This window comes from Ferribacterium limneticum (genome assembly GCF_020510625.1).
GTDB classification, from domain to species: domain Bacteria; phylum Pseudomonadota; class Gammaproteobacteria; order Burkholderiales; family Rhodocyclaceae; genus Azonexus; species Azonexus limneticus_A.
On record NZ_CP075191.1, the window covers coordinates 720,077 to 742,424 of the forward strand.

The 22,348-nt window shown below is 57.3% G+C and carries 25 protein-coding genes; 3 read left to right on the forward strand and 22 right to left on the reverse strand.

Annotated features, from left to right (window positions below):
• Nucleotides 1–21: 21 nt before the first annotated feature.
• From KI617_RS03380 to KI617_RS03400, 5 genes are all read right to left on the reverse strand, one after another.
• Nucleotides 22–687, reverse strand: coding sequence for a protein-methionine-sulfoxide reductase heme-binding subunit MsrQ (locus tag KI617_RS03380; protein ID WP_226450618.1), 666 nt, complete (start codon nt 685–687; stop codon nt 22–24).
• A gap of 1 nt (nt 688) precedes the next feature.
• A complete protein-coding gene (msrP, locus tag KI617_RS03385) occupies nt 689–1,642 on the reverse strand; it encodes a protein-methionine-sulfoxide reductase catalytic subunit MsrP (protein WP_226450619.1) in 954 nt (317 codons plus the stop codon).
• 104 nt (nt 1,643–1,746) lie between these two features.
• Nucleotides 1,747–2,586, reverse strand: a complete 840-nt coding sequence (locus KI617_RS03390; RefSeq protein WP_226450620.1) for an HDOD domain-containing protein — start codon at nt 2,584–2,586, stop codon at nt 1,747–1,749.
• Nucleotide 2,587: 1 nt separating this feature from the next.
• The gene (locus tag KI617_RS03395) at nt 2,588–3,019 is read right to left on the reverse strand and encodes a CBS domain-containing protein (RefSeq protein ID WP_226450621.1); all 432 of its coding nucleotides are present in this window, start codon (nt 3,017–3,019) and stop codon (nt 2,588–2,590) included.
• A gap of 120 nt (nt 3,020–3,139) precedes the next feature.
• Nucleotides 3,140–3,775, reverse strand: a complete 636-nt coding sequence (locus KI617_RS03400) for a c-type cytochrome (RefSeq protein WP_226450622.1) — start codon at nt 3,773–3,775, stop codon at nt 3,140–3,142.
• Nucleotides 3,776–3,883: 108 nt separating this feature from the next.
• On the opposite strand from KI617_RS03400, the gene yihA reads away from it, so the two are divergent.
• Together yihA and hemB are read left to right on the forward strand one after the other, a co-directional pair.
• Nucleotides 3,884–4,546 (forward strand): ribosome biogenesis GTP-binding protein YihA/YsxC, encoded by a 663-nt coding sequence (yihA, locus tag KI617_RS03405; RefSeq protein ID WP_226450623.1) that lies wholly within the window; start codon nt 3,884–3,886, stop codon nt 4,544–4,546.
• 179 nt (nt 4,547–4,725) lie between these two features.
• Nucleotides 4,726–5,688: a porphobilinogen synthase gene (gene hemB, locus KI617_RS03410; protein ID WP_404826780.1), complete on the forward strand. Its 963-nt coding sequence runs from the start codon at nt 4,726–4,728 to the stop codon at nt 5,686–5,688.
• Between the two features lie 94 nt (nt 5,689–5,782).
• Here hemB and slmA read toward each other — a convergent pair whose 3' ends face one another.
• The 15 genes from slmA to KI617_RS03485 all read right to left on the reverse strand — a co-directional run bounded on the left by slmA (nt 5,783) and on the right by KI617_RS03485 (nt 18,593).
• Nucleotides 5,783–6,391: a nucleoid occlusion factor SlmA gene (gene slmA / locus KI617_RS03415; RefSeq protein ID WP_226450625.1), complete on the reverse strand. Its 609-nt coding sequence runs from the start codon at nt 6,389–6,391 to the stop codon at nt 5,783–5,785.
• Nucleotides 6,392–6,427: 36 nt separating this feature from the next.
• Nucleotides 6,428–7,066, reverse strand: a complete 639-nt coding sequence (locus KI617_RS03420) for a pyrimidine 5'-nucleotidase (RefSeq protein ID WP_226450626.1) — start codon at nt 7,064–7,066, stop codon at nt 6,428–6,430.
• A gap of 64 nt (nt 7,067–7,130) precedes the next feature.
• Nucleotides 7,131–8,018, reverse strand: coding sequence for an acetylglutamate kinase (gene argB / locus KI617_RS03425; protein WP_226450627.1), 888 nt, complete (start codon nt 8,016–8,018; stop codon nt 7,131–7,133).
• Between the two features lie 85 nt (nt 8,019–8,103).
• A complete protein-coding gene (locus KI617_RS03430) occupies nt 8,104–8,520 on the reverse strand; it encodes an Hsp20/alpha crystallin family protein (RefSeq protein WP_226450628.1) in 417 nt (138 codons plus the stop codon).
• A 60-nt stretch (nt 8,521–8,580) separates the two neighbouring features.
• Complete coding sequence (gene nudB / locus KI617_RS03435) at nt 8,581–9,033, reverse strand: dihydroneopterin triphosphate diphosphatase (protein ID WP_226450629.1); 453 nt, start codon at nt 9,031–9,033, stop codon at nt 8,581–8,583.
• The gene (locus tag KI617_RS03440) at nt 9,030–9,458 is read right to left on the reverse strand and encodes a barstar family protein (protein ID WP_226450630.1); all 429 of its coding nucleotides are present in this window, start codon (nt 9,456–9,458) and stop codon (nt 9,030–9,032) included. The genes nudB and KI617_RS03440 overlap by 4 nt, the downstream gene beginning before the upstream one ends.
• 10 nt (nt 9,459–9,468) lie before the next feature.
• Nucleotides 9,469–9,828: a ribonuclease domain-containing protein gene (locus KI617_RS03445; protein ID WP_226450631.1), complete on the reverse strand. Its 360-nt coding sequence runs from the start codon at nt 9,826–9,828 to the stop codon at nt 9,469–9,471.
• 6 nt (nt 9,829–9,834) lie between these two features.
• On the reverse strand, nt 9,835–11,634 hold the full coding sequence (gene aspS, locus KI617_RS03450; RefSeq protein ID WP_226450632.1) for an aspartate--tRNA ligase: 1,800 nt from the start codon (nt 11,632–11,634) through the stop codon (nt 9,835–9,837).
• Nucleotides 11,635–11,651: 17 nt separating this feature from the next.
• Complete coding sequence (locus tag KI617_RS03455) at nt 11,652–12,266, reverse strand: DUF502 domain-containing protein (protein WP_226451833.1); 615 nt, start codon at nt 12,264–12,266, stop codon at nt 11,652–11,654.
• Nucleotides 12,266–12,517 (reverse strand): FmdB family zinc ribbon protein, encoded by a 252-nt coding sequence (locus KI617_RS03460; protein WP_226450633.1) that lies wholly within the window; start codon nt 12,515–12,517, stop codon nt 12,266–12,268. The genes KI617_RS03455 and KI617_RS03460 overlap by 1 nt, the downstream gene beginning before the upstream one ends.
• A 70-nt stretch (nt 12,518–12,587) precedes the next feature.
• The gene (locus KI617_RS03465) at nt 12,588–13,442 is read right to left on the reverse strand and encodes a prepilin peptidase (protein WP_226450634.1); all 855 of its coding nucleotides are present in this window, start codon (nt 13,440–13,442) and stop codon (nt 12,588–12,590) included.
• Entirely contained in the window at nt 13,442–14,668 is a 1,227-nt protein-coding gene (locus KI617_RS03470) for a type II secretion system F family protein (RefSeq protein WP_226450635.1), read from the reverse strand. The genes KI617_RS03465 and KI617_RS03470 overlap by 1 nt, the downstream gene beginning before the upstream one ends.
• Nucleotides 14,669–14,683: 15 nt before the next feature.
• Entirely contained in the window at nt 14,684–16,399 is a 1,716-nt protein-coding gene (gene pilB, locus KI617_RS03475) for a type IV-A pilus assembly ATPase PilB (RefSeq protein ID WP_226450636.1), read from the reverse strand.
• 79 nt (nt 16,400–16,478) lie between these two features.
• Nucleotides 16,479–17,663: an HlyC/CorC family transporter gene (locus KI617_RS03480; protein WP_404826784.1), complete on the reverse strand. Its 1,185-nt coding sequence runs from the start codon at nt 17,661–17,663 to the stop codon at nt 16,479–16,481.
• Nucleotides 17,664–17,753: 90 nt separating this feature from the next.
• The gene (locus KI617_RS03485) at nt 17,754–18,593 is read right to left on the reverse strand and encodes a cytochrome C assembly family protein (RefSeq protein ID WP_226450638.1); all 840 of its coding nucleotides are present in this window, start codon (nt 18,591–18,593) and stop codon (nt 17,754–17,756) included.
• A gap of 29 nt (nt 18,594–18,622) precedes the next feature.
• Here KI617_RS03485 and ffh point away from each other — a divergent pair, with 29 nt between their 5' ends.
• Nucleotides 18,623–19,990 carry a signal recognition particle protein gene (ffh, locus tag KI617_RS03490; protein ID WP_226450639.1) on the forward strand — a complete coding sequence of 456 codons (1,368 nt, stop codon included), beginning with the start codon at nt 18,623–18,625 and terminating at the stop codon, nt 19,988–19,990.
• Here the strand turns inward: ffh and KI617_RS03495 are convergent, their stop codons facing one another.
• Together KI617_RS03495 and KI617_RS03500 are read right to left on the reverse strand one after the other, a co-directional pair.
• Complete coding sequence (locus KI617_RS03495) at nt 19,991–20,602, reverse strand: lytic transglycosylase domain-containing protein (protein ID WP_226450640.1); 612 nt, start codon at nt 20,600–20,602, stop codon at nt 19,991–19,993. It lies immediately after the preceding gene.
• Nucleotides 20,590–22,320, reverse strand: coding sequence for a proline--tRNA ligase (locus KI617_RS03500; RefSeq protein ID WP_226450641.1), 1,731 nt, complete (start codon nt 22,318–22,320; stop codon nt 20,590–20,592). The genes KI617_RS03495 and KI617_RS03500 overlap by 13 nt, the downstream gene beginning before the upstream one ends.
• Nucleotides 22,321–22,348 lie beyond the last annotated feature (28 nt).

Here is a 22,348-nt window from a genome sequence, read left to right on the forward strand (position 1 = left end):
GCTTTCCTGTGCTTGGCTAAATCAATCAGGCTTCTGCTTGAAGAATTCTAGCGGTTTTGCCGACTGGAACTGCGGTACCGGAATCGCCTTGCGTCGGCGTTCACGAATGCGCCAGCCAAGCAGGACGGCCACTGCCACCGAATAGGCCAGCGGCCAAAGTAGCGCCGTTGCCTTGACCAGCCAGAAGTAATGAATGGTCGCGAGAATGCCGATCAGGTAAATGCTGCGATGCACTTCCTGCCACTTCCTGCCGCCCAATTTGCGAATAGCCCAGTTGCTCGACGTCGCAGCCAAGGGAATCAGCAGAATGAAAGCGGCGAAGCCAACGCTGACGAAGGGCCGCTTGTAGATGTCCTTGGCAATATCCTCGACCACGAAGGCGTGATCAAAACCAATGAAGGACAGAAAGTGCAGACTGGCATAGAAAAAGCTGAACAGGCCGAGCATACGGCGTAGTCGGAGCAGCCAGTGCCACTGGGTGATCGTACGTAGGGGCGTGACGCAGAGGGTGATCAGCAACAGGTTGAAAGTCCAGCTACCCGTCCACCGCTGGACAAATTCGACTGGATTCGGGCCAAAGTCATCGCTATAGGCCGCCCATAGCAGGCGCCCCAAGGGGAGCAGGCAAAGGATGAATACGGCAATCTTGATCAAGCCCAGCTGGCGGGCATCGGGGTTAAAACTCATGTCAGAAATTTTTCCTTAAATCCATGCCGGCATACAGGCCAGCCACTTGCTCGGCATAACCGTTGAAAGGCAGAGTCTTTCGTTTGAAGAATTCGCCAAGGCGCCGTTCGTGGCTCTGGCTCCAGCGCTTGTGGGGCACATCCGGATTCACGTTCGAGTAAAAACCATACTCGTCCGGAGATGACTTGGTCCATACCGTTTCGGGTTGCTTTTCGACAAAACGGATCCGGACGATGGATTTTGCGCCCTTGAATCCATATTTCCACGGGATGACCAGTCGAAGCGGCGCGCCATTTTGTTTGGGCATGACTTCGCCGTACATGCCGACCGCCAGGATGCTCAGCGGGTGACGTGCTTCGTCGAGGCGGATGGCCTCCATGTAGGGCCAGTCGAGAAAGGGGATGCGAACGTAAGGCATCTGCTCGGGGTCGGCCAGGCTCCAGAATTCGACGAACTTGGCATTGCCGGTGATTTCGACGCGTTTGAGCAGTTCGCTGAAGGGGATGCCGACCCAAGGCACGACAGCGCTCCAGCCCTCGACGCAGCGCATCCGGTAGATCCGCTCCTCGAGTGCTGCCCAGCTCAGGATGTCCTCGATGGCAAAGGTTTTGGCAGTCTTGACCTCGCCGTCAACAGTCACTGTCCAGGGGCGGGTGCGCAGCCGATGGGCATGTTTGGCCGGACTCTCCTTGTCAGGGCCAAACTCGTAGAAATTACCGTAGCTGGTCATCGACTTGAAGGGCGTCGGCTTGTCGTCGCGCAACGAAAAGGGGCTGCTGATCAGGTTTCCCAGAGCTTGGCCGGGGCGCTCGCCTAGTTCGGCGCCATGACTCAGGCCGAGTCCCGCCGTGCCGGCCCCGAGTACCAGCGTACGAATGAAATCACGCCGGCTGGCATAAATGCTCGGATCGGTGATTTCAGATGCTTGAGTGTCGGCGGGGCGGCGAATCAGCATGGCAGTTCCTTTCTGTGGGCATACCGATTAGTCGGCATGGGCCTGGAATCCTTACAGAAAAGCTGGAATAGGCAGAACGTCAGACTGCTGGGATGCCCGCTGGTTCAGGCGGAAAGGGCGGCGCGAAGTTCGAGAATGTCGTCCTCGGCTTCTTGCAGCAGGTCGGCGTAGCGAGCGCGCTCAGCCTCCAGCATTGCTGCCTGCTGCTCATCGTGGCTGGCCGTTTGCCAGGCTGGCTGGGTGTCAGCCAGTAACTTGGCAAAATGGAGAACGTCGCTGATCGAGCAAGGGGTTTCAATATTGCGCAATTGATTCTGGTCACGAACCGCATCGGTGATCGCGTCGGGCAGGCCGAGGATGTGCAGCAGGCTTTCGCCCACGCCTTCGTGCCATCCGGCGAGGAGTTCGAGCATCGCCGGTTCGTTATCCCGGTATTCCGGATATTCGGCAGCGCGGTACATCAAGTAGAAGACGCCAATGTTATGGACCAGTCCGGCCAGCATGGCTTCATCCGGATGAATGCGGCCCAGATGGCGAGCCAGCACCCGGGCAATCGCCGCAACCTGTACCGAGTTCTCCCAGGTCTGATGCGAAATCCTGTCATAAGCGGACAAGTTCCTGGATTTCAACATCTGGTCCATCGCGACAGCCAGTGAGGTTGTCCGGACAATATCAAAACCCAATCGGCCAATGGCGGTGCCGACATCTGAGATGCGCTCGCCTTGCGGATTGTGGATTACTGAATTGGCCAGACGGAGCAATTTGCTGGCAATGAGTGGTTCGATGCCAATCGCCTGAATGACCTGCGCCAGGTTGGCATCAGGATCCCTTAAGGTGTTGCGCACCAGAATGGCGGCATCCAGGCAGGTAGGAAAATTGACATCGCCCGACAGATCGCGGGCGATGTCTTCAAGAATGCGAAAGTGAATGCTGCTGCCTGACATTTCACCCTGCAATGTAACGTTCCAGTTGATCAATCAGGAACTTCTGATCACTGATGGTTTCCTTGACCATGTCGCCAATGGAAATCATGCCGACAACGCCGTCAGCATCATCCAGGACGGGAAGGTGGCGGAAGCGTTTTTCGGTCATCAGCGCCATGCACTCATCCAGTGTTGCGCTAGGTGTGACGTAGGCCACTCGGTCGCTCATGATTTCTCGAACCAGCGTTTCCTTGGATGTTTTGCCTTGGAGAATGATCTTGCGGGCGTAGTCGCGTTCGGAAAATATGCCGACCAGTTGTTCGCCATCCAGCACCAGCAGTGCTCCAACCTCGTGCTGCGCCATGACGGTCAGCGCGTGATAGACGGTATCGCTTGGTGCTACGACGGCCAGTGGGCGATTCCTGCCCGCTAGAAGCTGCTTGAGCGTCTTCATGTCTTGTCTCCTGCTCCGTTGGGGAATGGGTGCATCCAGTCTAGTCTCCTCGACGGGCACTGCCAAGCGTAGAAAAACAAAAAGGCAGCCGAAGCTGCCTTTTCTTTGCTACTGCGCGGTTTAGCGCAGGCCGGCGGCGTATTCGGCGACAGCCTTGATCTCAACGTCAGAGAGCTTGGCGGCAATCATGCGCATCATCTTTTCCGGGTCGTTGGCACGCTCATCTACACGGAAGGACTTCAGCTGAGCTTCAGTGTATTCCGGGAACTGGCCAGCCAGACGCGGGTACTGGGCGGGCAGGCCGGCACCGGCCGGGCCGTGGCAACCGGCACAGGCCGGAACGCCCTTCTTGAAATCGCCCTGGCGCCAAAGTTTCTGACCCAGCGCGATCTGCTTTTCGTCCTTGGCTGCTGCCGGCTTCAGCTTCTGGCTGGCGAACCAGGCAGCAACGTTTTTCATGTCTTCGTCGGACAGCGGAGCGGCCATGCCACCCATGATGGCGTTGTTGCGAACTGCCGGCTTGCCGTCAACAGCCTTGAAATTCTTCAGCTGCTTGTAAAGGTACTCTTCGCCCTGGCCCGCGAGATGGGGGTTGGCTGAGGCTGCGCTGTTACCGTCGGCGCCATGGCAGGCGACACAGACGGTTTCGGCGATGACCTTGCCCTTGGCAGGATCGGCCTTGCTCTTGGCTTCTTCCGAAGCATGGGTGATAAAACTGGTGGCAAGAAGAATTGCCATTGCCGCTGTACGGATCATTTTCGAACTCCTAATGCGCGTTTATGGGCGCTTTGGCCGGAACGGAGGTTACAAACCTGTTATTCTATATTAGTTCCCCTTTTCCTAGGCGGGTCATCCGAGTTTTTTATGCCTCTGTTCCAGAAGGCGGTCTTTTTGACGACCGTCGCCAATCTTCGTGACTTGCCGCAGGATTCTGTCCGCGAAGTCGCCTTTGCCGGTCGTTCCAATGCCGGAAAATCATCAGCAATCAATACCCTGGCTGGCCGGGTTCGGCTTGCGTTTGTCAGCAAGACGCCAGGTCGAACGCAGCACCTCAACTATTTCACACTGGACGAAGGCAAGTATTTTGTCGACTTGCCCGGCTATGGCTACGCCAAAGCGCCGGAAGCGATCCGCTCCCAGTGGGAAGGGTTGATCGGGCCTTACCTTAGCAAGCGCGATCAGTTGGCCGGCCTGGTGGTCATCATGGACATTCGTCGGCCGATGACTGACCTTGATTTGCGCTTGATCGACTGGTTCCGTCCGACCGGGCGACCAATCCATATCCTGCTTTCCAAATCGGACAAGCTGAGCCGTCAGGATCAGACGAAGGCCCTGCGCTCGGTCAAGGCGGAAGTGGCGACCTGGGGCGACGCTGATCTCTACTCGGTCCAGCTTTTTTCCAGTCTGAAAAAGGCCGGGGTGGAGGAGGCTGAACGTGTGCTCGCCAGTTGGCTGGAGATTGAGATCAAGCAGAAGGAAAACAAAGGGCCCCCGGATAAGGGGGGTCCGGGGGCCAAAATGCCCTAACGTTGTCAAGGCACCCGCTCAGGGAGGTGAAGCGGGAGACAGCGCGTGCCATCTGGGAACTCTGACGCGGGTCAAGGCGATAAGTTCCGCGCTGTTGGAAAATTTTTCAGTGTCGAATTGATAGAGGTTGAAGCATGACTGTTGTGAGCGGTGGTTTCCCCGGAACACGGATGCGCCGAATGCGGCGTGATGATTTTTCCCGCCGTTTGATGCGGGAGTCGGTTCTGACGGCCGACGACTTTATTTATCCTGTTTTTGTGCTGGAAGGCGAAGGGCGAGTCGAAAAGATTTCCTCAATGCCCGGTGTCGAGCGCCAGTCGCTGGATGTCTTGCTGAAAACGGCCGAGCGTGCAGTGAAGTTGGGCGTACCCGCCTTGGCCTTGTTTCCTGTCGTTGATGCCTCCCTGAAGTCTCTGGGGGCCGAAGAGGCATTCAATGCACACGGTCTGGTGCCACGCGTTATCAAGGCGCTCAAGCGTGAATTTCCGGACCTCGGAGTGATCACCGACGTGGCGCTCGATCCCTATACCAGCCACGGGCAGGATGGCCTGATCGATGAAACCGGTTACGTGCTGAATGACGAAACGCTCAATGTGCTGGCCAAGCAGGCACTTTGCCATGCCGAAGCCGGGGCAGGTGTGGTCGCGCCTTCGGACATGATGGACGGCCGGATTGGCCGTATCCGAGCTGAATTGGAGGCTGCTGGCCAGATTTACACGCGCATCCTGGCTTATTCGGCCAAGTACGCTTCAAGCTTCTACGGCCCGTTCCGTGATGCGGTCGGCTCGGCCGGCAATCTGGGCAAGGGCAATAAATACACTTACCAAATGGACCCGGCGAATACCGACGAGGCCTTGCGCGAAGTGGCGCTCGACCTTGAGGAGGGGGCCGACATGGTCATGGTCAAGCCCGGCATGCCGTATCTGGACATCGTGCGCCGCGTCAAGGACGAGTTCAAGGTGCCGACCTACGCCTATCAGGTCAGTGGCGAATACGCGATGCTCAAGGCGGCCGCGCAGAATGGCTGGCTGGACGAGAAGGCCTGTGTGCTGGAAAGTCTGCTGGCCTTCAAACGGGCTGGCGCCGATGGCATCCTGACTTACTTCGCACTTGATGCGGCGGAATATCTGGCGAGTCGTTAGTCGCTAGTTAGTGGATGTTAGCGAAGTTTGGGGGGTGCCATGGCGCCCCTTGTTTTTGCTGAGTACTAACGACTGGCGACTAACATCTGCCTTTTTAGGCGCCCGGTGCCCCGGATTGCGACAGGCAGGCGAAGTAGAGCATGGGCCATTGCTGTGGCCATTGCGTCAGCGGCTCGCGGGTGAAGCCACTGCGCGCATATTGCTCCCAGCGGCCGACGACGTAGCAGCGTAGCAGATTGGCCAGGGCGCCAAAGTCGGCATCGGGCTTCAGGTTTTCCTGCGTCGCGGCAATACGCAGGGCCTGTTTCATGGCGGCCTCGACCTTGTCGAGCAGCGCATTGATGCGGGTCTGGAGGCGTTCGTTTTCATTGACCAGAGCGTCGCCGATCAGCACGCGAGTCATGCCGCGATTCTTCTGGGCGAAGCGCAGCAACAGGCCGATGATCAGTTCGATCTGTTTGAAGCCTTCAGTTTCCTCGGAAGTGATTTGGTTGATCACGCTGAACAGGCTTTGCTCGATGAATTCGATCAGGCCCTCGAACATCTGGGCCTTGCTGGCGAAGTGGCGGTAGAGCGCCGCTTCGGAGCATTCCAGCTTGGCGGCCAGCGCGGCGGTGGTGATCTTTTCCCCTTTCGGGGTTTCCAACATTTCGGCCAGTGTCTGCAGGATTTGCAGGCGGCGTTCGCCCGGTTTTGTTGCCATGAAACTCTCCTCCTGGTTGTCGATTTTGTTTGAAAATTATAATCGACCGCAGCGTTTTGGTAACTGCAGTGCGGAGTTGATCTTGAGGTCTACAAAAGGCGATTGACGTAAGCCAGCACTCACCCACACAGTTTTCATGCCCAGCTTTTTGGCACTGATCAGATTGGCCAGGGTGTCTTCGATCATGATGCAGCGGCGCGGGTTGAGGCGCTCTGCTCGTAGCAGCGCACGGAAGCCAGCCAGCATTGGCTTGGGTTGGAATCGAACGTTCTCTACCGAGTAAATGGCGTCAAAGCAGCCTCTCAGTCCGGTGATGTCGAGGACCGCTTCCGTGTAATGTCGGGGGGCATTCGAGAAGATGATCTTGCGACCAGGCAGGCGACGCAGCACCTGGATCAAGGGCTTGTCGAAAACCAGCATGCGCTTCAGGTCAGGAAACTGGTGGGTTTCCCACAGGAAATGATTTGGATCGGTGCCATGATGGCGCATCAGGCCGAGCAGCGTGGCACCGTAGCGGTCCCAGTAATCTTGCCGAATACGTGTCGCTTCGTGCTCGTCTACGCCGAGGTGCCGCTCGATGTATTCCCGCATCGAGCGGTTGATATGGGGAAAGATATGAGGGGTCGCGTTGTGCAGCGTGTTGTCGAGATCGAATAACCAAACCGGTTTTTTCACTGCGACTCCCGAGGCGCAAAGGAAAAAGCCCGCAGTTGCGGGCTTTTCGGGTTGGCTGTCAGCATTAGTGCGATTTGATCATCGTACCGACACCATGGTCGGTCAGAATTTCCAGTAGCAGCGCATGCTCGACACGGCCATCGATGATATGAACGCCTTTGACGCCATTGCGGGCGGCATCCAGTGCAGAGCCAATCTTGGGGAGCATGCCGCCTGACAAGGTGCCATCCTCGACCATTTCGTCGATCTGCTTGGGCGTAATGCCGGTGATCAGGTCACCCTTTTTGTCGAGCACGCCTGGCGTATTGGTCAGCAGCACAAGTTTCTCTGCCTTGAGCACTTCAGCAATTTTGCCAGCAACAACGTCGGCATTGATGTTGTAGGTTTCTCCGTCCTTGCCAACGCCGATTGGGGCGATGACCGGAATGAAAGAACCCTTGTCGAGATGGTCGATCAGCGTGGGATCGATTGAGACAATTTCGCCGACCTGGCCGACGTCGATTAGGTCGCCCGGGTTGTCCTTGTTTTCCAGCATCAGTTTCTTGGCGCGGATGAAATTGCCGTCCTTGCCGGTCAGGCCGACCGCCTTGCCGCCGTGCTGGTTGATCAGGTTGACGATGTCCTTGTTGACCTGGCCGCCGAGCACCATTTCAACGACTTCCATGGTCTCGGCATCGGTCACCCGCATGCCCTGGATGAACTCGCCCTTTTTGCCAACGCGGGCGAGCAGGTTTTCGATCTGCGGGCCGCCGCCATGGACGACGACGATGTTGAAGCCGACCAGTTCGAGCAGCACGACATCGCGGGCAAAGCAGCTCTTCAGGTGCTCGTCGGTCATTGCGTTGCCGCCATATTTGACGACGATGGTCTTGCCGTGGAAACGCTTGATGTAAGGCAGGGCTTCGGCCAGAACGGCGGCCTTGGTGCCGGGGGAAAGGTCTTCAATGCTCATGGCGGGCTCCGAGTGGAATCGCCGCGGATTGTACAAAGAAAAAGGCCGGAACGGGGTCCGGCCTTTCCGTTTGGCAGTGCTTTGCTTAATCGATATTCAGCCGCTTGTTCGGACTGGCGGTGCGCTTCGGCAATGTCAGTTCAAGTACGCCGTCGTTGAATTTGGCAGCGGCCTTGCTGTCGTCGATGTCCCGCTCAAGCTGGAAGGAGCGGGATACTTTGCCGAAATAGCGCTCGGAACGAAGGACTCGATCCCCTTCCTTGACTTCCTTTTCCTGCTTGGTTTCGGCGCTGATCGAGACTTGGTTGCCGTCGACGACAACGTGGATGTCCTCTTTTTTGACACCTGGCAGTTCGGCGTGAACCAAATAATTGTCGTCTTGTTCCTTTACATCCATCTTGATCGATGGCGGCTGGGTCTGCGCACTATTGAAATCAACAGGGCGAACGAAAAAGCCGCGGAAAATATCGTCGAATGGATCGACTCGAGTGATGTTTGCCATGCTTGCCTCCTTGGTTGATCAAACTTTCCTGATCCCAATATAGGAGGCTTTTTTGTGGTTTCAAGTCCTTGAAGCGAGTCGCTGTGGAAGCATCAGGATGGCATCCCGGTTGCTCCATGAGAAGCACAGTTCGGCCGCTTGCAACCAGGGAAGCCATTGCCAGCTTCGATGCTCGTCCGGGGCTGTGGTGATGTCGATTCGCTGCGGAACCTGCAGGCTGAAGACGTGTTCGGTGTTATGGGTGATGCCCGGGGGGTAGCGGTGCCGCCACTCGCTGAAGATTTCGTAAGTGTTGATGATCGACCAGTCGACGAAATGCTCGGTGGCGGCGCCAATTCCCGTTTCTTCGAGGACTTCCCTGCGTGCGGTATCAATCAGCGCCTCGCTCCCCTCCCGGCTACCGGTGACCGATTGCCAGAATCCTGGATGCGCCGCTCTTTCCAGAACGAGTACATCGAGTTTCGGGGTGTGGATGACCACCAGAACCGAGATCGGCTGCTTGGTGCCAGTCATGCCTCGGGTAGCGCGGGAACGCCCCGTGCAGGGGCATCAATGAATATCCAAAACGGGGTGTGTGAATTGCGGCGGATTTCTGCGGCTGTCTGCAATACCTCTATCAGTGTCGCAAAGCCATCGGGGTCGGCTGCGCGCAGATTGGCTATCCCGTTAATCAACAGAACATGCCCTTTTGCCGGCTGCCAATCCGGATCTGCCAGGCAGTCGCATAGGGCATCAAGATTGGCGCCATACCAGATCGGAAACTTGAATGCAGACCCCAGTTCAGCCAACACGTCTTCGATTGATGAGGGGGTTGTAATGCCGGCGGTCAGAACGCAGAAGCGGGCTCGGGAGGCCGCGGCCTCGACTGCCGATTGTCGGGATGCGCTCAGGTAACACACGCCTGAAGCATCGGCATTTTTGAGCAGATTATCGTTCATCAATCACCATCTATTCCCGAATTCGCCGAAAGCTGCGGTAGTGATCGTCGGTGTAGTAATACTCGCCACCTTGTCCGGAAATGATGCGGCGTGGGCCGCGATCCCGACGCGAGGGGGTTTTGACGGTGTATTCCCGGTAGTAGCCTCGCGGATGGAACGGGAGGCGCTTTTCGAAATTGCCGAAAGTAATGCCATCGCGCTCGTAGGGGAATGGTCCCCCTTGCTTGATCAAGTCCAGTGTTTGGCGAGCTTCGCGTGGCAAGTCCGAACTTGCCACGCTATCGGTCGAAGCGCTACGTTCAAAGCTGAAACCAAATGCGCTTCCGACCGCAAGCCAGGCAACGATCAGGAAGCGCAGGAAAATCAGCATGCTCGCTTAGGACTGGCCGACTTCGACTTGAGTTTCAACCTTCTGACGCAGGCGGATGTGCAGTTCACGCAATTGCTTCTCATCGACGCCGCTCGGTGCGTCGGTCAGCAGACACTGGGCGCGTTGCGTCTTGGGGAAGGCGATCACGTCGCGAATCGATTCTGCACCGGTCATCATGGTGACGATACGGTCGAGACCGAAAGCCAGGCCGCCGTGCGGCGGGGCGCCGTACTTCAGCGCGTCGAGCAGGAAGCCGAATTTGGCCTGCTGTTCTTCCGGGCCGATGTTGAGGGCGCTGAACACCTTTTCCTGAACGTCAGAGCGGTGAATACGCACCGAGCCGCCGCCGAGTTCCCAGCCGTTCAGCGCCAGATCGTAGGCCTTGGCCAGGCACTTGCCCGGATCGCTGACCAGCAGGTCGAGATGCTCGTCCTTGGGGCTGGTGAACGGGTGGTGGCAGGCGCTCCAGCGCTTGTTTTCGTCGTCGTACTCGAACATCGGGAAGTCGATGACCCACAGCGGCGCCCACTTGGCGCCGGTGACGAAGCCTTTCTCGTGGCCGATCTTGATGCGCAGCGCGCCGAGGGCGTCATTGACGATCTTGGCCTTGTCGGCGCCGAAGAAGATCAGGTCGCCGGACTGGGCGCCTGTGCGCTCGATGACCGCGCGCAGCGAGGCCTCGGAGAGGTTCTTGACGATCGGCGATTGCAGGCCGGTTTCGTTGATCTGGGTGGCGTCGTTGACCTTGATGTAAGCCAGGCCCTTGGCGCCGTAGATGCCGACGAACTGGGTGTAGGCGTCGATTTCGCCACGGGTCAGCGTGGCGCCGCCCGGGATGCGCATGGCGGCGATGCGACCGCCTTCGCTGTTGGCAACGCCGGCGAAGACCTTGAAGGCGACATCCTTGAAGGCGTCGGTGACTTCGGTCAGTTCGAGCGTGACGCGCAGGTCCGGCTTGTCCGAGCCGAAGCGGTGCATGGCTTCGGCGTAGGTCATGCGCGGGAATTCCGGCAGGTCGACGTCGATCGCTTCTTTGAAGACGGTGCGGATGAGCTTTTCCGTCAGTGCCATGATCTCGGCCTCGCTCATGAACGAGGTTTCGATATCGACCTGAGTGAATTCAGGCTGGCGGTCAGCGCGCAGGTCTTCGTCGCGGAAGCATTTGACGATCTGGTAATAGCGGTCGTAACCGGCCACCATCAACAACTGCTTGAAGAGTTGCGGCGATTGCGGCAGAGCGAAGAACTGGCCGGGATGAACGCGTGACGGCACGAGGTAGTCGCGGGCGCCTTCCGGGGTGGACTTGGTCAGCATCGGCGTTTCGATATCGATGAAACCGTTGTCGTCGAGGAAGCGGCGGAAGGCGCGGGCCGTCTTGTAGCGCAGCATCAGGTTGTTCTGCATCTGCGGACGGCGCAGATCGATCACGCGGTGTAGCAGGCGCACGTTCTCGGAGAGATTGTCTTCGTCCAGTTGGAACGGCGGCGTGACGGACGGGTTCAGTACCTCGATCTCGTGGCAGAGGATTTCGATCTCGCCAGAGGCCAGATTGGCATTGGTCGTGCCGGCCGGACGCGGGCGCACCTTGCCGGTTATCTTCAGGCAGAACTCGTTGCGGACGGATTCGGCGATCTTGAAGGTGTCAGCACGATCGGGGTCGCAAACGATCTGAGCAAGGCCTTCGCGATCACGCAAATCGATGAAGATGACGCCGCCGTGGTCGCGCCGACGATGGGCCCAGCCGCACAGGGTGACGATTTGCCCGTCAAGGGCGGCATTGAGTTGTCCGCAGTAATGGGTACGCATGAAACTTTCCGGTTGATTCAGGTTTTGGTAATGACGCGAGGGTGGGGCTGAGGCGCCACGACACCCATCGAGATAATGTATTTGAGTGCTTCATCGACGGTCATGTCGAGTTCGACCACATCCATTACCGGCATCATCAGGAAGAAGCCTGAAGTAGGGTTCGGTGTGGTCGGGACGTAGACGCTGACGTAATCGCCGTCCAGATGATTGACGATATCGCCGCCCGGTTGGCCGGTCTGAAAGGCGATAGTCCAACTACCCTGATGGGGGTAGCGGACGAGCAAAGCCTTGCGGAAAGCGTTGCCATTCGGGGAAAAGAGCGTATCTGAAACTTGCTTGACGCTGTTATAAACCGAGTTGACTACAGGAATGCGAGCCAGCAGTTTTTCCCACCAGACCACCAGCTTTTGCCCGATAAAGTTGGCAGCAAGCAGGCCGGTCAACAAAATCATGGCCAGCGTCAATAGTGCGCCAGCGCCTGGGATGGCAAAGCCGACCAGACTTTGCGGATGCATTCCCTCAGGAAGCAGGCGCAAAGATTGGTCGAGCGTACTGACGATGAGCGAAAGCACCCAGCCGGTAATGACCAGCGGGACCCAGATTAGCAGTCCGGTAATGAAATAGCGCTTGATTAGTTGGCCACGCACGACGAGCAGCTTCCTTCCCCGGTTTGACAGGGCGGTGAGGCGGCAGGCTTGCTACCACCCTTGAAGTCGGTGGCATACCAGCCACTACCCTTGAGCTGAAAGCCGGCGGCAGAAAGCTGTTTGCTATAGCTTTCCTTGTTGCATTCCGGGCAGGTGGTCAGCTGCGGATCACTCATCTTTTGCAGATGCTCTTTCTGGAAGCCGCAGGATTCACAGCGATATTCGTAGATCGGCATGGGAGTCCTCCAAAACCTTGAATTATAACCGAGAGTCTGAATACCCGATATTGGGGCGATGTTCGCTATTTCAACCGATCATGCCAAGGTAGGTGTTCGTGATCTGCGTCCCCCAGAACAGAGCGATCACTCCTGCCGCTGCCAAGTAGGGGCCGAAGGGAATAGGAACATTGCGGCCATGGCGAGTAGCGATGATCAGCGTGATGCCGACCGCAGCGCCAACGACCGAGGAGAGCAGGATGATTGCCGGCAGCATTTGCCAGCCTAGCCATGCACCTAGAGCGGCCAGAAGTTTGAAGTCTCCGTAGCCCATGCCCTCCTTGCCTGTACTCAGCTTGAAAAGCCAGAATACGGTCCATAGCGCCAGATAACCTGCCATGGCACCGATGACGGCTGACGGGAGATCGGTGAACGTAGACCATAGATTGAAAAGCAGTCCGAGCCACAGCAAAGGCAGGGTGATCGAGTCGGGGAGTAATTGGGTATCCAGGTCTATGGCTGACAGGGATATCAGCGCCCAGAGCAGTAGCAGGGCACCTGCTGCCTGTGCCGTCGGCCCAAAATGCCAGGCGACGTAAGCTGATAGAAGCCCTGTAATCGCTTCAATGATGGGGTAGCGTGGAGAAATTCTGTTTCCACATCCGGAGCATTTTCCCTTCAGAACCAATAGATAGCTCAGCAGCGGGATATTTTCCAGCGCCGTTATTTGATGGCCGCAATCCGGGCAGCGGGAACGCGGTTTTGCCAACGACAAAGGTTCAGAATCTGCTGGGGCTGTTTCGCCCCGCAATTCTGCGCATTGCCCGAGCCATTCCCGCTCCATCATCTTGGGTAGTCGATGAATGACAACGTTGAGAAAGCTGCCGACGCACAAGCCAAGCAGCCCGGCTACGGCAGCCAGGCCGCCCTGAGTTTCCGGGAGCATCAGACGACCGACCCCAGCTTGAAGATAGGCAGGTACATCGCGACGACCATGCCGCCAATCAAGGTGCCAAGTACGACCATGATGATTGGTTCCATCAGGCTGGACATGGCTTCGACCGCATCATCGACCTCAGCCTCGAAAAAGTCGGCTACCTTGGATAGCATGGAATCTAGGGCGCCGGACTCCTCGCCAATGGCGACCATTTGCGTGACCATATTCGGAAAGAGATTTACGTTTTGCATGGCCGTGGTCAGGCTGGTGCCGGTTGAGACTTCGCTCTGGATTTGCCGGGTGGCGACTTTGTAGACGTTGTTTCCGGCTGCGCCGCCAACGGATTCTAGAGATTCGACGAGCGGAACACCTGCTGCAAACATGGTGGATAGCGTTCTGGTCCATCGGGCAATCACTGACTTTCGGACAATGTCGCCGAAAACGGGGACGCGAAGAAGGAATCTGTCCATCGCCATCTGGACCTTTTCCGAACGCTTCCAGCTTTCAAGGAAGGCATAGAGTCCACCGCCAATTGCGCCGAACATCGCCCACCAGTATGCGACAAAGAAATCTGAGATAGCTATGACCAGTAGTGTTGGTGCTGGCAGGTCAGCGCCAAAGCTCTTGAAAACATCCTTGAAGGCCGGAATGACGAAGATCATGATCACCGCAGTGATGATGAAGGCAACCACGATGATTGCTACCGGGTAAAACAATGCCGACTTGATCTTGCTCTTGATCGCCAGAATTTTTTCCTTGTAGCTGGCAAGGCGGTCAAGCAGCGTGTCAAGAATGCCGGCTTGTTCGCCGGCAGAGACGAGGTTGCAATAGAGTGCATCAAATTGCAGCGGGAATTTGCGGAATGCCTGGGATAGCGAACTGCCGGTTTCGACATCGGCCTTGATATCGAGCAAGAGCTTTCCAACAGCTGGGTTTGAGTGGCCGCGACCGACGATATCGAAGGACTGCAACAGCGGCACGCCTGACTTCATCATGGTGGCAAGTTGCCGAGTAAATAGCGAAATATCTTTATCGGTAATTTTTCCACCGCTCTTGAAGCGGATTTTTTTAACCTTGGTATTGGTGATTCCTTGCCGGCGTAAGGTGGTCTGGACGACCGATTCACTGGCGGCGCGCATTTCACCGCGGACGGTCTTGCCGTCCTTGTTTTTTCCTTCCCACTGGAAGGTGCTTTCCTTGACTGCCGAGGCTTTCGGTCTTGCGGCGGTAGCCATACAGGTTCCTTTTCGTTAAGCGTTGGTGGTGCTCAGTACCTCGTCAAGCGAGGTCACACCCTGTTTGACTTTTAATAGTCCGGATTCGCGGAGATTCTTTACGCCTTCTGCTTTTGCCTGGGCTCCCAGATCCAGAGCCGAGGCGCCGCTCATGATCATGCGCTGCATGGCTTCGGAAATAGGCATGACCTGATAGATGCCAACGCGCCCCTTGTAGCCCGTTCCTTTGCAGCGTTCGCAGCCCCCTGGCCCGAACAGTGTCCACGAGCCGTCGAGATCAGCTTCCGAGTAGCCTGCATCCAGAAGCGCCTGGTTGGGTACAGTCATCGGTTTCTTGCAGTTACATAGCCGTCGCGCCAAGCGCTGGGCGGTGATTAGCAGCACGCTGGAGGCGATATTGAACATGGGGACACCCATATTCATGAGGCGAGTCAGTGTTTGCGGGGCGTCGTTGGTGTGCAGCGTCGAGAGCACCAAGTGGCCCGTTTGGGCCGCCTTGATGGAAATCTCGGCAGTTTCCAAGTCGCGGATTTCCCCGACCATGATGATGTCCGGATCCTGGCGCAGGAAGGCCTTCAGCGCCACAGGGAAGGTCAGGCCGGCACGATCATCCACGTTGACCTGATTGATTCCGGAGAGATTGATTTCGGCAGGGTCTTCCGCGGTCGAAATGTTGATGCCATCCTTATTCAGGATGTTGAGGCAGGTGTAGAGCGAGACTGTCTTGCCTGAGCCGGTTGGCCCGGTGACCAGCACCATGCCGTAAGGCCGGCCGATGGCATCCATCAGCGCTGCTTTTTGCTCGGGCTCGTAGCCTAGCGCCTCAATGCCCAAGGTGGCAGAACTTGGGTCGAGAATACGCATGACGATTTTCTCGCCCTGAAGCGTTGGTAGTGTGCTGACCCGGAAATCGATGGCGCGGGTCTTTGAAAGCACCAATTTCATCCGACCATCCTGCGGGACGCGTTTCTCGGCGATATTGAGTCGGGAAATTACCTTGATACGGGAGGCGATTTTTTCCTTGATGGCCAGCGGTGGCGTTGCCACTTCGCGGAGGATGCCATCGACGCGGAAGCGAATACGGTAAAACTTCTCGTATGGTTCGAAATGGATGTCCGATGCCCCATCGTTGATGGCATCGAGCAACATTTTCTGGATGAATTTGACGACTGGCGCATCGTCGATTTCCTGTCCTGCAGCTTCGTCAGTCTTGCTGGCAGCTTCCTCGTCCAGAAAGTCGAGGTTGAGATCCTCGCTGGTGAAGTTCTTTAGTGCCTCGGCTGCAGTTTCGGCGTATTTGGTGACCAGAGGCGCCAGTTTTGGGTGCTCGACGACGATAGGGTCTACGGCCAGCCCGGTCTGGAAGCGAATTTCGTCAAGGGCGCGTAGATTGGTTGGATCAGCGATTGCGACAGATAAACGATTGCCGCGCTTGTTAAGCGGGATGACCTTGTGTGTGGCGATCAGCTTACGGTCGATGGCGTCCGACGGAATGTGGGCTTCGTCGAAGGCGTTGAGGTCAAGTAACGGGTAGCCAAACGTATCTGCGACAAAGCGTGCAATGTCGATTGCACTGGATTTCTGGCTTGTGATGATCTGTTCGATCAGCGAAGTCTTGGATGTGTGGGCCTGGGCCAGCAATTGTTCCGCCTCTGTCTCCTTGAGATGCCCTGCCTGGACAAGCGCACGCGCCAAGCCGCTGAGAGGAGGATTTTGAGGGGTTGCTGCCATTGATCGATGTTAAATGCCGTTTAGATCGCTTGATGATGCTACGCAGGCGATTGTTTGTAAAGGCTGAGGCAGGTTTAGCTCAATCTGCTTCAGGGCGGAAGATCCGCACCGTGACAACGCTCCGGTCTTGGGTTTGCAAAATTTCCACAGGGACGCCAGCCAGTTTGATGCTGATACCTGATTCCGGAATGTCCTGAAAGTGTTCGAGAATAAGGCCGTTGAGGGTCTTGGGGCCATCAATCGGGAAGTTCAGATTCAACATGCGATTGATGTCCCGCACGGGGCGCGAACCTTCGACAATGGCGTTGCCTTCCTCTGTCCAATGAAGTTCATGACCAAGACCGGGAAGCGAGGTGGTGAAATCGCCGACGAACTCCTCGATGATGTCTTCCATGGTCAAGAGGCCGAGGATTTCGCCATACTCATCGACAATGAAGCCAATGCGCTGGCGATTTTCCTGAAAAAAGGCGAGTTGCGAAAAAACAGGGGTGCCCGGGGCAATGTAATAAGGGGCTTGCAATTGTTGCAGAAGGGCAGCCTCGTCGAAGTCCGGGTCGCCAAGATTTGTGAGCAGGCGCCGAACGGGGAGTACACCGATCAGTTGGTCCAGCGACTCACGACAGACCGGAAGTCGGCTGTGATGGCTTGTGGCGAGTTGGGCGTGAACCTCGTTCCATTCTTGGTCCAGGTCGAGAATCTCAATGTTGCCGCGGGGCGTCATGACATCCTCGACGGTGATGTTGTTGAGTTCGAACAAGCTCGAAAGAATCGCATGGTGCTTTTGGGGCATCAGGTGAGACGACTCGAGCACCAGACTGCGCAACTCCTCTGGCGAGAGTTTGGCTGGCCCATCGGTGCTTTTTGGTGATAAGCGAATAAGTTTAAGCAGGCCGCTGGCGAAGAGGTTGATAAACCAGACTACGGGGTAAAACAGTCGGAGCAGCGGTGCTAATACATAGCCGAGGCGGATGGCAAGGCGGTCGGCGTGGGTGGCACCAATGATCTTTGGGGTAATTTCGGAAAAGACGAGGATGGCAAAAGTGACGGCGAGTGTGCCGACGGCCAGCGCCCACTTTTCTTCCCCGAAAAGTGCGATCGTGATTACGCCAACGAGTGTTGCTGCCGCTGAGTTGATCAAATTGTTGCCGAGCAGGATGACACCAAGCATCTTGTCGGTCTTGTCGAGCAGCGTCATCGCTTTTTGCGCACCGTGGTGTCCGGATTTGGCCAAGTGGCGAAGACGGAAGCGGTTGCTGGCCATCATGGCTGTCTCGCTGAGCGAAAAGAAAGCCGACAGTGCCAACAAGACAACCAGCGCTATTAGCAGCGCCGATAGTGGAATTTCATCCACAGCTTAGACTCGTCCCAAGATAACTTCGGCAACGAAACGGCTGCCGATGTAGGCCAGAATCAGCAGTGCAAATCCGGCTAGAGTCCAGCGCAGGGCGCGTTTGCCGCGCCAGCCCCAAGCGTGACGCCCGATTAGCAGGGTGGCAAAAATTCCCCAAGAAGCAACGGCAAACAGGGTTTTGTGATCGATAGTGAGCGGCTTGCCGAAAAGTGCTTCGGAAAAAAAGACGCCGCTACCGACGGTCAGGGTCAATAGTACGAAACCGACCAAGAGCATCTTGAAAAGCAAGGATTCCATGGTCAGCAGCGGCGGCAGGCTGGCCAGGCTACGTTTCATGGAGCGATTGTGCAGCGAACGTTCGGTGAACCCCATGAAAATAGCGTGCAGTGCCGACAGGGTGAGCAGGCTGTAGGCCAGCATGGCGGCCAGGAAGTGCAGCTTGAAACCGGTGGCAGTGGCGTGGGCGACCAGATGGACGTTCGGAAAGATTACCGGTAGTACGGTGCAGGCAGCGGCCAAGGGGAGAACCATGGGTTGCATACCTTCCATGCGTGCCATGAAACTTTCCAGCCAGTAGATCAGCACGGCCAGCCACATCATCAGCGATAACGCAAAGCTGAACGAGAAACGCATACCGGCTTCGGCGAACAGGGCGTCGTAAAGCCCGGCGGCGTGGATGGCGAGGGCGACGGCAATGGTCAGACGTTCCCAGGTTTGCATGGGGCAGGCAACGCACTGATTCTCGCTTTCGCGCCAGCGGGTATTCCAGAAATGGAAACCAAGAGCTCCGTAAATCAGGGCGGCGAGAATGTGCGGCAGAAGCTGAATTACAATATCGACCATCCTCGAATTCTACTAGAAGCCCAAACGACATGCTCGATAACCTGACCAATCGCCTTGCCCGCGTCATGAAGACGCTGAAGGGCGAAGCGCGCCTGACCGAAACCAACATCGCCGATGCCTTGCGCGAAGTGCGTATGGCGCTGCTTGAGGCCGATGTGGCCTTGCCGGTGGTCAAGGATTTTATCGCTGCCGTCAAGGAAAAAGCGGTTGGCGAAGAGGTCATCGGTTCGCTGAGTCCGGGGCAGGCGCTTATCGGTGTCGTGCATGCTGAACTGGCCAAGATCATGGGGGATGCCCACGAAGGCATCAATTTCAATACCCAGCCACCAGCCATCGTGCTGATGGCGGGTTTGCAGGGCGCCGGTAAGACGACAACGGTCGGCAAGCTGGCCAAATTCCTCAAGGAAAATCACAAGAAGAAAGTCTTGGTCGTCTCCTGCGACGTTTATCGTCCGGCGGCTATTGAACAGTTGAAGTCGGTGGCTGCTCAGGCTGGTGTCGATTTCTTCCCGTCTGCGGTTGGAGAGAAGCCAGAGGCTATCGCTACGGATGCCATCGATTGGGCCAAGCGCCATTACCACGACGTGTTGCTCGTTGATACGGCCGGTCGTCTGGCGATCGATGAAGAGATGATGGCCGAAATCAAACGCCTGCATGCGGCGATCAAACCGATCGAGACGCTGTTTGTGGTCGATGCCATGTTGGGCCAGGACGCGGTCAATACCGCCAAGGCATTTAACGAGGCCTTGCCGCTGACGGGTGTCGTGCTGACCAAGCTGGATGGCGATGCGCGCGGTGGTGCGGCCTTGTCGGTCCGCCACATCACCGGCAAGCCGATCAAATTTGCCGGTGTCGGTGAAAAGCTGAGTGGTATCGAGGCCTTCCACCCTGAGCGGATGGCATCCCGTATCTTGGGTATGGGTGACGTGCTCTCGCTGATCGAGGAGGCGCGCAAGGGGTTGGATGAGGAAAAGGCGGTTGCCTTCGCCAAGAAGCTGAAATCCGGCAAAGGCTTCGATCTCAACGATTTCAAGGAACAGATGGCCCAGATGCGCAATATGGGCGGGCTGTCGGCGTTGATGGACAAGATGCCAGCCCAGATTGCCCAGGCGGCCGGCCAATTGCCGGCAGGGGCCGAGAACAAGATGATCGGTCGGGTTGAGGGCATCATCAATTCGATGACACCGGCCGAGCGCGCCAAGCCGGAGCTGATCAAGGCCAGCCGCAAGCGTCGTATCGCCATGGGGGCAGGGGTTCAGGTTCAGGAAGTGAACCGACTGCTCAATCAGTTCGAAACGACCCAGAAGATGATGAAGCAGTTTTCCAAGGGCGGTATCGGCAAACTGATGCGCGGCATGAAGGGCATGATGCCCGGCATGGGCGGAATGGGGCGCTGATTAGCGAGCGGCCTGCGCCAGGCGGGCCGTTTTTTCGTAGCCCCACTGGTTTTGCCAGGCGGCGCGAACCATGTTCGGGTACTCCGGCTTGCCTAGGCTGCCGTTGTAGCGGCCGAGTGCACGGAAAAGGTCACCTCGTTCGATATCCAGGTAGTGGCGCAGGATCGTGCAACCGTAGCGCAGGTTAGTGCGCAGGTCGAATAGCGAATCCTCGGGGCGGCCGATAATTTTGACCCAGAAGGGCATGACCTGCATGTAACCACGGGCGCCGGCCGACGAGACAGCGTATTTGCGGAACCCCGATTCAACTTGCATCAGGCCGAGCACCAACTGAGGGTCGAGGCCGGCTCGTGTTGCCTCGTAATGAACGCTGCGCAGCAGATCGATTCGGTACTCTCGGTTCGGGATGCGTTTTTCCAGGCGAGGCGACATGGTCGCCAGCCAGTCAACGGCTTCCATCGGTGTCCTGAAGGAACTGACCGCTGGCCGGGAGTCCGAAACCGCCTTGTGCAGCGCAGCCTGCGCGCTGGCTGAGAGTACTTCGTACTTCTGCGCGCCGGCCTGGACGGCCGACGCGCCGCAAAAAAGCAGGGCCGCGATCAGGCGGCGCACAGCTTTCCTTGTAGAGCGGCCAGAATGTCCGCCTGGGCGATCATCGTCGCCTCGGCTTCGGTCCGGCCCTTGTACTCAAATTGCCCATCCTTCAGACCGCGTTCGCCGATCACCACGCGATGCGGAATGCCGATCAGTTCCATATCGGCGAACATCACGCCTGGGCGTTCGTTGCGGTCATCAAGCACGACATCGACGCCGGTTTTCTTGAGGTCGGCGTAAAGCTGGTCGGCTGCTGCTTTGACGGCTTCGCTTTTGTGGTAACCCATCGGCACGATGCAGACCGCGAACGGGGCAATGGCCGGCGGCAGGATGATGCCCTTGTCGTCGTTACCCTGCTCGATGGCGGCGCCGACGATGCGTGAAACGCCGATGCCGTAGCAGCCCATTTCCATAACCTGGCTCTTGCCGCTGTCGTCCAGATAGGCGCAGTTCAAGGCCTCGGCGTATTTCTGGCGCAACTGGAAAATGTGGCCGACTTCAATGCCGCGCAGGATTTCCAATTTGCCCTGGCCGTCAGGTGAAGGGTCGCCGGCGACGACGTTACGAAGATCAAAAACCTCGGGTTCAGGCAGGTCGCGGCCGAAATTGACGCCGGTCATGTGATAGCCGGCCTCGTTGGCGCCACAGACGAAATCGCTCATGTTGGCGACGCTACGGTCGGCAAAAACGGCTACCTTCGTTGCGTCGATCGCAACCGGGCCAATGAAGCCAGGCTTGCAGCCCAGGCGCTCGATCACTTCTTCATCGGTGGCGAAGCGGAAAGGGTTAATGGCAGCGATTTTGCTAGCCTTGATCTCATTCAGTTCGTGGTCGCCGCGTAGCAGCAGTAGTGCAAAGGTTTGACTGCCATCTTCCTTCTCGCTCATGACGGCAATCGATTTGACGATCCGGTCGAGCGGCAGTTCGAGAAACTTGGCGACGTCGACGCAGGCCATTTTGCCTGGCGTATGGGTCTTTTCCATTGGCTTGGTGGCAGTGGTACGCGGCACGGTCGGCGCAAGGGCTTCGGCCAGTTCGACGTTGGCGGCATAGCCGGAATCCGGGCAGAACGCGATATCGTCTTCTCCCGAGTCTGCCAGGACGTGGAATTCATGCGAACCTGTACCACCGATCGAGCCGGTGTCGGCTGCGACAGCGCGGAACTTCAGGCCCAGGCGGGTGAAGATTCGGCTGTACGTGTCGTACATGTTGCCGTACTCGCGCTTCAGGTCTTCAAAGGAGCTGTGGAAAGAGTAGCCGTCCTTCATCAGGAACTCGCGGCCGCGCATCACGCCAAAGCGGGGGCGAATCTCGTCGCGGAACTTGGTCTGTATCTGGTACAGGTGAATTGGCAATTGACGGTAGCTTTTTACGTCTCGCCGTACGACATCGGTAATGACTTCTTCGTGCGTCGGGCCAATGACGAATTCACGTTGATGTCGATCCTTGAAGCGCAGCAGTTCCGGGCCGTACTGTTCCCAGCGACCGGACTCCTGCCACAGTTCGGCGGGTTGCACAGCCGGCATCAGCAATTCAAGGGCACCAGCATTGTTCATCTCTTCGCGCACGATGTTCTCGACCTTGCGCAGCACGCGCAGGCCCAGCGGCATCCAGGTGTAGATACCGGCGGCGGCGCGCTTGATATAACCAGCACGCAGCATCATCTTCTGGCTGATGACTTCGGCGTCGGCCGGGGCTTCCTTGAGAGTGCTAAAAAAGAACTGCGAAGTGCGCATGGGATGCTCTTGAATTCGTTGCGAAACC

Excerpts from the sequence above, each read along its gene's own strand:
- KI617_RS03380 (WP_226450618.1), bottom strand. The coding sequence starts at position 687 with ATGAGTTTTAACCCCGATGCCCGCCAGCTGGGCTTGATCAAGATTGCC.
- msrP (WP_226450619.1), bottom strand. The coding sequence starts at position 1,642 with ATGCTGATTCGCCGCCCCGCCGACACTCAAGCATCTGAAATCACCGAT.
- KI617_RS03390 (WP_226450620.1), bottom strand. The coding sequence starts at position 2,586 with ATGTCAGGCAGCAGCATTCACTTTCGCATTCTTGAAGACATCGCCCGC.
- KI617_RS03395 (WP_226450621.1), bottom strand. The coding sequence starts at position 3,019 with ATGAAGACGCTCAAGCAGCTTCTAGCGGGCAGGAATCGCCCACTGGCC.
- KI617_RS03400 (WP_226450622.1), bottom strand. The coding sequence starts at position 3,775 with ATGATCCGTACAGCGGCAATGGCAATTCTTCTTGCCACCAGTTTTATC.
- yihA (WP_226450623.1), top strand. The coding sequence starts at position 3,884 with ATGCCTCTGTTCCAGAAGGCGGTCTTTTTGACGACCGTCGCCAATCTT.
- hemB (WP_404826780.1), top strand. The coding sequence starts at position 4,726 with ATGCGGCGTGATGATTTTTCCCGCCGTTTGATGCGGGAGTCGGTTCTG.
- slmA (WP_226450625.1), bottom strand. The coding sequence starts at position 6,391 with ATGGCAACAAAACCGGGCGAACGCCGCCTGCAAATCCTGCAGACACTG.
- argB (WP_226450627.1), bottom strand. The coding sequence starts at position 8,018 with ATGAGCATTGAAGACCTTTCCCCCGGCACCAAGGCCGCCGTTCTGGCC.
- KI617_RS03430 (WP_226450628.1), bottom strand. The coding sequence starts at position 8,520 with ATGGCAAACATCACTCGAGTCGATCCATTCGACGATATTTTCCGCGGC.
- nudB (WP_226450629.1), bottom strand. The coding sequence starts at position 9,033 with ATGACTGGCACCAAGCAGCCGATCTCGGTTCTGGTGGTCATCCACACC.
- KI617_RS03440 (WP_226450630.1), bottom strand. The coding sequence starts at position 9,458 with ATGAACGATAATCTGCTCAAAAATGCCGATGCTTCAGGCGTGTGTTAC.
- KI617_RS03445 (WP_226450631.1), bottom strand. The coding sequence starts at position 9,828 with ATGCTGATTTTCCTGCGCTTCCTGATCGTTGCCTGGCTTGCGGTCGGA.
- aspS (WP_226450632.1), bottom strand. The coding sequence starts at position 11,634 with ATGCGTACCCATTACTGCGGACAACTCAATGCCGCCCTTGACGGGCAA.
- KI617_RS03460 (WP_226450633.1), bottom strand. The coding sequence starts at position 12,517 with ATGCCGATCTACGAATATCGCTGTGAATCCTGCGGCTTCCAGAAAGAG.
- KI617_RS03465 (WP_226450634.1), bottom strand. The coding sequence starts at position 13,442 with ATGCTCCCGGAAACTCAGGGCGGCCTGGCTGCCGTAGCCGGGCTGCTT.
- KI617_RS03470 (WP_226450635.1), bottom strand. The coding sequence starts at position 14,668 with ATGGCTACCGCCGCAAGACCGAAAGCCTCGGCAGTCAAGGAAAGCACC.
- pilB (WP_226450636.1), bottom strand. The coding sequence starts at position 16,399 with ATGGCAGCAACCCCTCAAAATCCTCCTCTCAGCGGCTTGGCGCGTGCG.
- KI617_RS03480 (WP_404826784.1), bottom strand. The coding sequence starts at position 17,663 with ATGATGGCCAGCAACCGCTTCCGTCTTCGCCACTTGGCCAAATCCGGA.
- KI617_RS03485 (WP_226450638.1), bottom strand. The coding sequence starts at position 18,593 with ATGGTCGATATTGTAATTCAGCTTCTGCCGCACATTCTCGCCGCCCTG.
- ffh (WP_226450639.1), top strand. The coding sequence starts at position 18,623 with ATGCTCGATAACCTGACCAATCGCCTTGCCCGCGTCATGAAGACGCTG.
- KI617_RS03500 (WP_226450641.1), bottom strand. The coding sequence starts at position 22,320 with ATGCGCACTTCGCAGTTCTTTTTTAGCACTCTCAAGGAAGCCCCGGCC.